Here is an 8,134-nt window from a genome sequence, read left to right as displayed (position 1 = left end):
GATCGTGGCGATCAACAAGGACCCCGAGGCCCCGATCTTCCAGGTCGCCGACTATGGCCTGGTGGGCGATCTGTTCGCGCTGGTGCCGGAGCTGACGGCAGCAATCTGAAGGCCCTGGCCACGACGTCTTGGCGCGCAGTGGCGTGCCCGATTTATGTTCCGGGTCGATCGCTCCAGACCCATCCGACCGGCCCGCCGGCGGATGGGTCTTTTGTCGTCTGCACTCGCGGAGGACTAGCCCGCGCCCCGGATTTCGGCCAAGCTCTCGCCATCCCACCTGTTGCCGTCACCGAACCGATGTCCGTCATCCTTCCTGTCGATCTCCTGGCCTGCGAGGGCAACGCGTTTGATGACCGCAGCCATGTCGTCCTCGCGTTCTGCGCCGAGTGGTGCGGCACCTGCCGTACATTCCGGCCCGTGCTCGAAACGCTCGCCGCGGCGCATCCGCAGATTGGCTTCGCCTGGCTCGATATCGAGGAGCATGCCGAGCTGGCCGACGAGATCGAGGTCGAGAACTTTCCGACCTTGGCAATCTTCCGCGGCCGCGTGCCGCTGTACTTTGGTCCCACGCTGCCGCTGCAGGACGTGGTGGCTCGACTGATCCGTTCGGCGGTGAGCGCGGACGGGCCATTGGTCGACGTGCCGGAGGAACTGGGCGTACTCGCCGCAAAGCTCTTCGCCGTGGTGCCGCACCGCGGTTGATGGGGTAGGAGGACGCCGTCCCCACAGTTAGCACCGCCGCCTGGTCGCGACGAGCAGGCCGGGGATCTTGATCGGCGTACTCTTCATTCACGGCCCGGTCCCGCGATGGATTGCCAGCAGTGACGACACGGAGCGGGTCTATCGGCTGCCTGCTTCGGCCATTCGGAAGTGCTGGATTGTCCGTTGGGTGCTCTGCCATCGCTGACAGCTGGATGGCGGGATTGCTGCCATTTGCTGCTACGGGCGACGCTTGGCTGTGTCACCGGGCCCGTACTGACGGGGTTCTGCGCTCTGCCGTTCCATGGGCTGGTTCTTGCGGGGATAGAGTCGCAAGGCTTTAACCCTCTGGTCTACTATGGAGTCACCCCGATGAAGAAAATGCTGATCGCGTTGGCAATGGCACTCGGTTCCGGCGCCGCAATGGCCGACAGGATGCCCGTCACCGTCGTCCTGAGTTCGGCAAGCACCATGACCCAGGGCATGGCCTTGGTTCTTGCCAATCAGATGCAGGAGCAGGGTGCGCAGGTCGACGTTCTACTGTGCGACACGGCTGGCGATCTCGCATTGAAGGATGCGGCGGGCGAGTCGCTCAAGCCGCAGAATGTGACGCCGGCCCAATTGCTCGGTGCGGTGTTGAAGAAAGGTGCGACCGCATCGGTGTGTGCGCTCTATCTCCCAAATACCGGGAAAAAGGCCGACGACTTGAAGGAAGGCATCAGCGCGGCAAAGCCGGACGCGATGGGGCGTGCGCTCCTCGAAACCGAGCGCAAGGTGATTGCCTTCTGACTTGTGAGTGCGCGTCCGGTCGACAGACCGTGCATTGCGGAGCGGGCCGATGCGTCCCGGCCGCGCGACGTCCCGCTTCACCAGCCCGGGTTCACCCGGCGGGCCTCGGCGATTTCCTTTCTGATGATGCGGTAGTGCTCGAAGCGGCGGGGGTGGATCTGACCGGCCTCGAGCGCACCGAGCAGTGCGCAGCCTGGCTCGGCCTCGTGGCGGCAGTCGCGGAAGCGGCAGCGGCCGAGATAAGGGCGGAACTCGGTGAAGCACTCGGCGACGGTGTCCGCCGACAGGTGGGCGAGGCCGAAAGCCTGCAGGCCGGGGCTGTCGATCAGCCAGCCGTCACCCAGGGGATAGAGGCGGGCAAAGGTGGTGGTGTGCTTGCCGGTATCGAGTGCAGTGGAGATCTCGCGGGTGGCGGCCTCGGCTTCGGGGACCAGGGCGTTGGTGAGCGTGGATTTGCCCATCCCCGACTGTCCGACCAGGATGCTGCGCTGCCCGGACAGGGCTTTCGTCAGCGCAATGGCCCCGTCCAGCGCCGAAACCTCGACGACCTGATAGCCAAGTGCGACGAAGGGCGCCAGTTGTGCCCGTGCGAAGGCCAGGCGGTCGGTGATGTCGGCCTTGTTGAGCACGATCAGCGGGGTGATGTCCTGGCTCTCGGCGGCGGCGATGCAACGTGAAACCAGCAGGTCGGAAAAGCCCGGTTCGGTCGCCACCACGATAGCGATATGACTGAGGTTGGCAGCGATCAGCTTTTCGCGGAACGCATCCGAACGCCACAGCAGATTGTGCCGGGTGTGCAGGTGCTCGATGACCCCTTGTTCGTCGCCCCCGGGTGCAACATCGACCGTGTCGCCGCATGCATAGATGCTTTTTTTGCCGCGGGTGGAACAGCGCAGCCGGCCCTGCGGGGTGTCGATCTCGTAATGACGTCCGAAGGCGGCGATGATGGTGCCGGTGATGGTGGCGGACTTGCCGCGCTTGCTGCTGCTGGCGCGGGGCGTTCTCACTTGAATTTGTAGTAGTGCTTGTTGAGATAGCCGGCAAGATGCATTTCATCTTCCGGAAACAGGTCGAGGTTGAGCATGGTGGTGCAGGTGGTGATCTGCTGGGTGAGCGCGCTCGGCGTGTTTACCCGCCGATCCTTGCGAATGTAGATATCCGATCCGCCCTTGCCACCAAATTTCTGTTCATGACAGCCGGTGCATAGCTTGGCGTGGGTCTGTTCGCCCGCAGCGATATCGGCATCGGGGAAGGGGTTGGCTGCCACCGGCAGACTCAGCGCGAGCGTGGCAGCAAACGTCGTCAGATGATGTAGCTTCATGTCGTCGTCCTTGGTTGTCCTGCTTCGTGGTCACTGTGCTGTCGTCTGCAGTCGCGCAATGCGCAGGGCTGCCGGCGGATGGGAGTCGAAGAAGCCGGAATACACCGGATCGGGCGTGAGGGTGGACGCGTTGTCGCGGTAGAGCTTGACCAGCGCGGTCACGAGATTGTGCGCACGGGCGTGGCTGGCGGCGTAGGCATCCGCCTCGAACTCGTTCCGGCGCGACCAGTGGCTCATCAGCGGCGTGAGCGCGAACGTGAACCAGGGCAGGACGAGGAAGAACAGGGCCAGTCCGACCGCGGTACCGGTCTGCGCCACGCCCAGGCCGCTGAAGAACCAGTCCTGGGTCAGTAGCCAGCCGAGCACGGCAAACAGGGCGAGGCTTGCTGGTGCAAGCACCGTCATCCGTTTGACAATGTGGCGGTGGTGGAAATGACCGAGTTCGTGCGCCAGCACCGCTTCGACCTCGTCCGGGCTGAGTTTGTCGAGCAGGGTGTCGAAGAACACGATCCGCTTGGAAGCGCCAAATCCGGTGAAGTAGGCATTGCCGTGGGCCGAGCGCCGCGAACCATCCATCACGAACAGCCCTTTCGAACGAAATCCGCACCGTGCGAGGAGCGATTCGACGCGGGTCTTGAGCGCCTCGTCGGCGAGCGGGGTGAACTTGTTGAACAGCGGCGCGATGAAGGTCGGCCAGATCAACAGCACCAGCAGGTTGAATCCCAGCCATGTCGCCCATACCCACAGCCACCACAGGCTGCCCATCGCGTCCATCAACCACAGTACCCCGGTCAGTAGCGGCAGACCGATGGCGATCGCCAGCAGGCTTTGCTTGACGGTGTCCGAGACGAACAGGGCGGTGGTCATGCGATTGAAGCCGTAGCGTTTTTCCACTGAAAACGTCCGGTACAGGCCGAATGGCAGCTCGACCAGCCAGCCCGCCACGCCGAGCGCGGCCAGCAACGCAACACCGTGCGCCAGCGAGCCGGCGTCGACCACGCTGGCCGCGAGGTCGCTCAGCCACTGGAGCCCGCCGCCAAAGGTGAGCACGAGCACGAAGACTGCCGAACAAACAAGTTCGACCAGACTCAGGCGCATGCGGTCCGCGGTGTAGGCGGCGGCACGCTGGTGGGCTTCGAGGCTGATGCTGTCGGCGAAGGCGGGTGGAACCTCATCTCGATGCGCGCGCACGTGACGGATCTGGCGCAGCATCAGGCCGGCCTTGACGAGCAGGCTGGCAAGGAGGACGACGATGAAAAACGTGGCGAAAAGTTGTGGTGACATCCGGGAAAGCCGAGAAGAGGTGAACGATGCTTATGTGACACAATCGCGGCCTCGATTGTTTCATTTCGCCGCCGCGGACGCGTTGCCCGGCGCTTGGAAAGGCTCAAGGATTATGGCACAGGATCAGAATCACCTGATATGGCTGGACATGGAAATGACCGGTCTCGAACCCGACCGTGACCGCATCATCGAGATCGCGGTGGTCATTACCGACAACAATCTCAATACCGTGGCCGAGGCGCCGGTCATCGTCGTGCATCAGCCCGACGAGGTGCTCGATGCGATGGATGACTGGAACAAGAAGACCCACGGCAAGTCCGGCCTGATCGACCGGGTGCGGGCGTCGACCGTGTCCGAGGCGCAGGCCGAGGCGCAGATGCTGGCCTTCCTGCAGGAATGGGTCCCGGCACGTACCTCCCCGATGTGCGGCAACTCGGTGGGCCAGGACCGCCGTTTTCTGGCCCGCTACATGCTGCAGTTCGAGGCCTGGTTCCACTATCGCAATCTGGACGTGTCGACCCTCAAGGAACTGGCCAAGCGTTGGAATCCGGAAGTGTACAAGGGGGTGAAGAAGGTGGGCGCCCACACCGCGCTGGCCGACATCCAGGAGTCGATCGACGAATTGCGCCACTACCGGGACAACTTTCTGCGCTTGCCCTGACGTGGGCGATTCTTCTGTCGCAGTGCCTCGGCCATTTCCATCAGGTTTGCGGTGGAGGCGTCCGGCTGGGCGCCCTCGCCGCTGGCCAGTGCTCTGGCCATGTCCTTGCCGAGTTCGACGCCGTACTGGTCGAAGGAGTTGATGCCCCAGATCCAGCCCTGGACGAAGACCTTGTGCTCGTAAAGCGCCATCAGTTCTCCGAGATGGAAAGCGTCGAGTTGCGGCATCAGCAGCGTGGTGCTGGGCTGGTTGCCCGGACTGACCAGATGCGGCGCCAGGCGCTCGACCTCGACCGTGTTCTTGCCCCGGTGGCGCAAGGCCGTGCGGGCGGTGTCGATGTCACGGCCGGCCATCAGTGCGGCGGCCTGGGCAAGGGCGTTGTCGACTAGGCCGCGTTGGCGCGGGCTGTCGTCGCCGACCGGAACGATGAAGTCCAGCGGAACGCCACGCGTGCCTTGATAGAACAGTTGGTGGAAGGCGTGCTGGCCGACGGTGCCGACGCCGCCCCAGACGATCGGCGAGGTGGCCACCGCCGTCGTGCTGCCGTCGCGCAGCGTGCGCTTGCCGTTGCTTTCCATTTCGAGTTGCTGCAGCCAGGCCGGAAAATTACGCAGGCCGTGGGCGTAGGGCAATATGCCGAGGGTTTCGAAACCGAGAAAATCGGTGTTCCACAGCCCGACCAGGCCCATCCACACCGGCAGGTTTCGCTCCAGCGGGGTGTCGCGGAAATGGGCGTCCATCGCCCCGGCCCCGGCCAGAAAGGCATCGAATTCGGCTTCGCCGATCGCGGCCATCAGCGGCAGACCAATTGCGGACCATACCGAATAGCGCCCACCGACCCATTCCGGCAATGGGAACACACGGTCGGCGGCGACACCGAAGGCTGCGGCGGTTTCGACTGCGTTGCTCACTGCGGCAAAATGCCGGCTGAGATCGGCGGATTCGCCGAGCCCGGCGCATAACCAGTGCCGTGCGGCCTCGGCATTGGCAAGGGTTTCCGCAGTGCTGAAGCTCTTCGACGAAATGACGAACAGTGTGCTTGCCGGCTCGGCGCGGGCGAGCACTTCATCCAGCTCGCGGGGGTCGATGTTGGCCACGAAATCGACTTTCAGCCGGGGGGCTGACGATATCGGCGTGAGTGCCTCGGCCGCGAGGCGAGGGCCGAGGTCGGAGCCGCCGATCCCTATGTTGACCAGGTGCCGGATCGTCGCTCCGGTGGCGCCCTCGAGTGCGCCCCGCAGCAGTTCGCCCACGAACCGGCGTGCGGCGTGTGTATCCGCGCCCTTTGCATTCGGAGCCGCGCAGCCACCGCGCAGCGCCATGTGGGCGGCCGCGCGCTGTTCGGTGAAGTTCACCCGTTCGCCGTCGAACAGGCTCCGCACCCCTTCCTCAAGCCTGGATTCGCGAGCGACCTGGAGCAAGGTGATCACGGTGGCGGCATCGATGCGTTGCTTCGAGAAGTCCGCATGCAGCGCGCCGACGTCAAGTACGAGGCCCTTTACGCGGCCCGGATCGTTAGCGAAAAGCGACCGGCCGGCGATGGGCTTCAGCCGGTCGGCATGGCCGCGCAGCGTTGTCCACGCGGGCAGATGTTGCGGAGGACGAAAAGTCTGTTCGGTATCAGTCACGGTCGGAGCGGAGGTAGAGACGGAAGACTTCGAGCTGCTTTCCGCCCCCACGGCGGAACTCCCAGGCAGTATGCCAGCCCGTGGCAGGATCCGGGGCGCCCGGTTCGCGATCGGCATAAGTCAGGAGGAGGCGGCAGGGTGTGGTCCCGTCGTGGGTGAAGGCCGGCCGGATGCCGCCATAGTAGTCGAGCGTGCTGCGTACGGCGTCGGGCAGTCCGGTGCTTGCGATGCACTCGGCCTTGTGCGGCAGGAGAGCTGTTTGGAGCGAAGTCACGGCCGGGCGGTAGCTGCGACCGTGGTCGAACCACGGCATCAGCAACACCACTGCCAGGCACCACAGCATGGTCATGCCCATTGCCCAGTTGGCGGCCGCACGGGTGGTGGTTCGCGGCAGGCGCCAGATCAGGATCAGCCACAGCACGCAGATGGCGACGCCGATGGCCGGCTGCAGTGTGGGGTCGGCAAGACTGAACGATGGCGCGACCCGGGCGACATGGCGCGCCAGGCCCGGTGGCCAGGCGTAGGCCTGGGCGGTCCATGCGATCCAGACCAGGATCGCGATGACGCCGAAGGTCATGATTGCAAACCAGTCGAACGCGTTGGCGGCTCCGCGTCGCAAGCTGGGTGCTCCGCCGGCGGCGAGCAGTGCGATTGCTGGCAGCATCGGCAGCACGGCCGGCGGCGAGAGTTCGCCTTCAGCGACGATCAGCGCAAGCGCAAGTGCCGCGGACAGCAGGGGCAGGAGCCAGCGCAAGGTCAGCATCTGCCGGCGCCCGCGCCATAACGCCCACAAGGCAATCGGCCACAGCGGCCAGGCAAACCAGCTGAGGAGTTCAGCAAGGCGGGGGAGCTCTTCGGCGGCAAGGCTGTTCTGCGTAAGATCGCTCCATTCGGTCCGTAGCCACAACGAGAACAGTTCCGGCTCGCTCAGATGGACCGCGAGCGGCCAGAGCACGCTCAGACTCGCGGCAAGCGTGAGCCCGGCCAGCAGAGCGCCGCTGGCCCGCGGGTTACGACAGTCGGGGCACGAGGTCATGACCAGCAGGAACAGCGGCATGGTGAGGATGGTGCCGGGCAGGCCCCCGGCCAGCAACGCCAGGGCGCTCCCCAGCGCGGCCTGCAGGCTGCCCCCTACCGGTTGTTGCGGTACGCGCGAGAGCCCATTGAGGACGAGGGCGACCATTGCCATCAAGGCGATCAGCGGTTGTGTTTCGTGGGCGTGCAGGACGAGGCCGAGGCTGCCCAGGGTGAGCAGGGCCGCAGGGGTGCGGGCAGGGCGTCCGTAAAGGCGCTCCGCTGCGCGCGCGATCCAGTACACGGCGAGCGCGGTGAACAGCGCGCTCGCAAGACGGGCGCCATCATGGGCCGGCAGCAGGCCTCCGGTCAGGGTGGCCAGCAGGGCAGCGACCCAGTAATAGAGCGGCGGGAAGTCGGTAAAGGGTAGACCGCCGATGGCAGGGAAGAGCAGACCTTCGCCCCGCAGCATCGACAAGACCGGACCAAAATAGCGTGCGTCGTCGCCGCGCCACGGTTCGTGACCGGTGAGGCCGGTGAGCAGATAGAGGCCGACCAGCAGGGTCAGGCCGACCGTGCCGTAGATGCGGCGTTGCAGCAGTGAGGGCGTATAGGGGTCGCTGGGCATGCGCACTCGTTACAGATGACGGTGGTGCGGAGCAAGATCCGCAAAGACTGCATTGTATCGGCCTCGCGTGGCTGCAGGCGTATGCAGGGCGCAATCCGGAGGCGGGAATT

General features: G+C 64.9%; 8 protein-coding genes and 1 pseudogene. 4 read left to right on the top strand and 5 right to left on the bottom strand.

The window, feature by feature from the left end:
* The 3 genes and pseudogenes from AC3A35_RS26810 to AC3A35_RS26800 form a co-directional block, all read left to right on the top strand.
* A pseudogene (locus AC3A35_RS26810) lies at positions 1 to 109 on the top strand (electron transfer flavoprotein subunit alpha/FixB family protein); the annotation flags it as partial.
* A gap of 188 nt (positions 110 to 297) precedes the next feature.
* On the top strand, positions 298 to 702 hold the full coding sequence (locus tag AC3A35_RS26805) for a thioredoxin family protein (RefSeq protein WP_487439607.1): 405 nt from the start codon (positions 298 to 300) through the stop codon (positions 700 to 702).
* Positions 703 to 885: 183 nt separating this feature from the next.
* Entirely contained in the window at positions 886 to 1,488 is a 603-nt protein-coding gene (locus AC3A35_RS26800; RefSeq protein ID WP_487439606.1) for a DsrE family protein, read from the top strand.
* Positions 1,489 to 1,565: 77 nt separating this feature from the next.
* Here AC3A35_RS26800 and rsgA read toward each other — a convergent pair whose 3' ends face one another.
* From rsgA to AC3A35_RS26785, 3 genes are read right to left on the bottom strand one after another with little or no spacing between them, the layout of a single operon-like run.
* The gene (gene rsgA, locus AC3A35_RS26795; protein WP_487439610.1) at positions 1,566 to 2,447 is read right to left on the bottom strand and encodes a ribosome small subunit-dependent GTPase A; all 882 of its coding nucleotides are present in this window, start codon (positions 2,445 to 2,447) and stop codon (positions 1,566 to 1,568) included.
* Positions 2,448 to 2,491: 44 nt separating this feature from the next.
* Positions 2,492 to 2,809: a hypothetical protein gene (locus AC3A35_RS26790; RefSeq protein ID WP_487439605.1), complete on the bottom strand. Its 318-nt coding sequence runs from the start codon at positions 2,807 to 2,809 to the stop codon at positions 2,492 to 2,494.
* 30 nt (positions 2,810 to 2,839) lie between these two features.
* Positions 2,840 to 4,093, bottom strand: a complete 1,254-nt coding sequence (locus AC3A35_RS26785; protein WP_487439604.1) for a M48 family metallopeptidase — start codon at positions 4,091 to 4,093, stop codon at positions 2,840 to 2,842.
* Between the two features lie 112 nt (positions 4,094 to 4,205).
* Here AC3A35_RS26785 and orn point away from each other — a divergent pair, with 112 nt between their 5' ends.
* On the top strand, positions 4,206 to 4,754 hold the full coding sequence (gene orn / locus AC3A35_RS26780) for an oligoribonuclease (protein ID WP_487439603.1): 549 nt from the start codon (positions 4,206 to 4,208) through the stop codon (positions 4,752 to 4,754).
* Here the strand turns inward: orn and pgi are convergent.
* Complete coding sequence (gene pgi / locus AC3A35_RS26775) at positions 4,724 to 6,382, bottom strand: glucose-6-phosphate isomerase (protein ID WP_487439602.1); 1,659 nt, start codon at positions 6,380 to 6,382, stop codon at positions 4,724 to 4,726. The two genes, orn and pgi, sit on opposite strands and share 31 nt — an antisense overlap.
* The gene (locus tag AC3A35_RS26770) at positions 6,375 to 8,024 is read right to left on the bottom strand and encodes an ArnT family glycosyltransferase (protein WP_487439601.1); all 1,650 of its coding nucleotides are present in this window, start codon (positions 8,022 to 8,024) and stop codon (positions 6,375 to 6,377) included. Before AC3A35_RS26770 ends, pgi begins: the two co-directional genes overlap by 8 nt.
* Between the last annotated feature and the right edge of the window lie 110 nt (positions 8,025 to 8,134).

The organism is Azoarcus sp. Soil_N_20 (assembly GCF_057656155.1).
The sequence above is the reverse complement of the archived record's forward strand: the minus strand, read 5'-3'. Positions and strand labels throughout refer to the sequence as shown.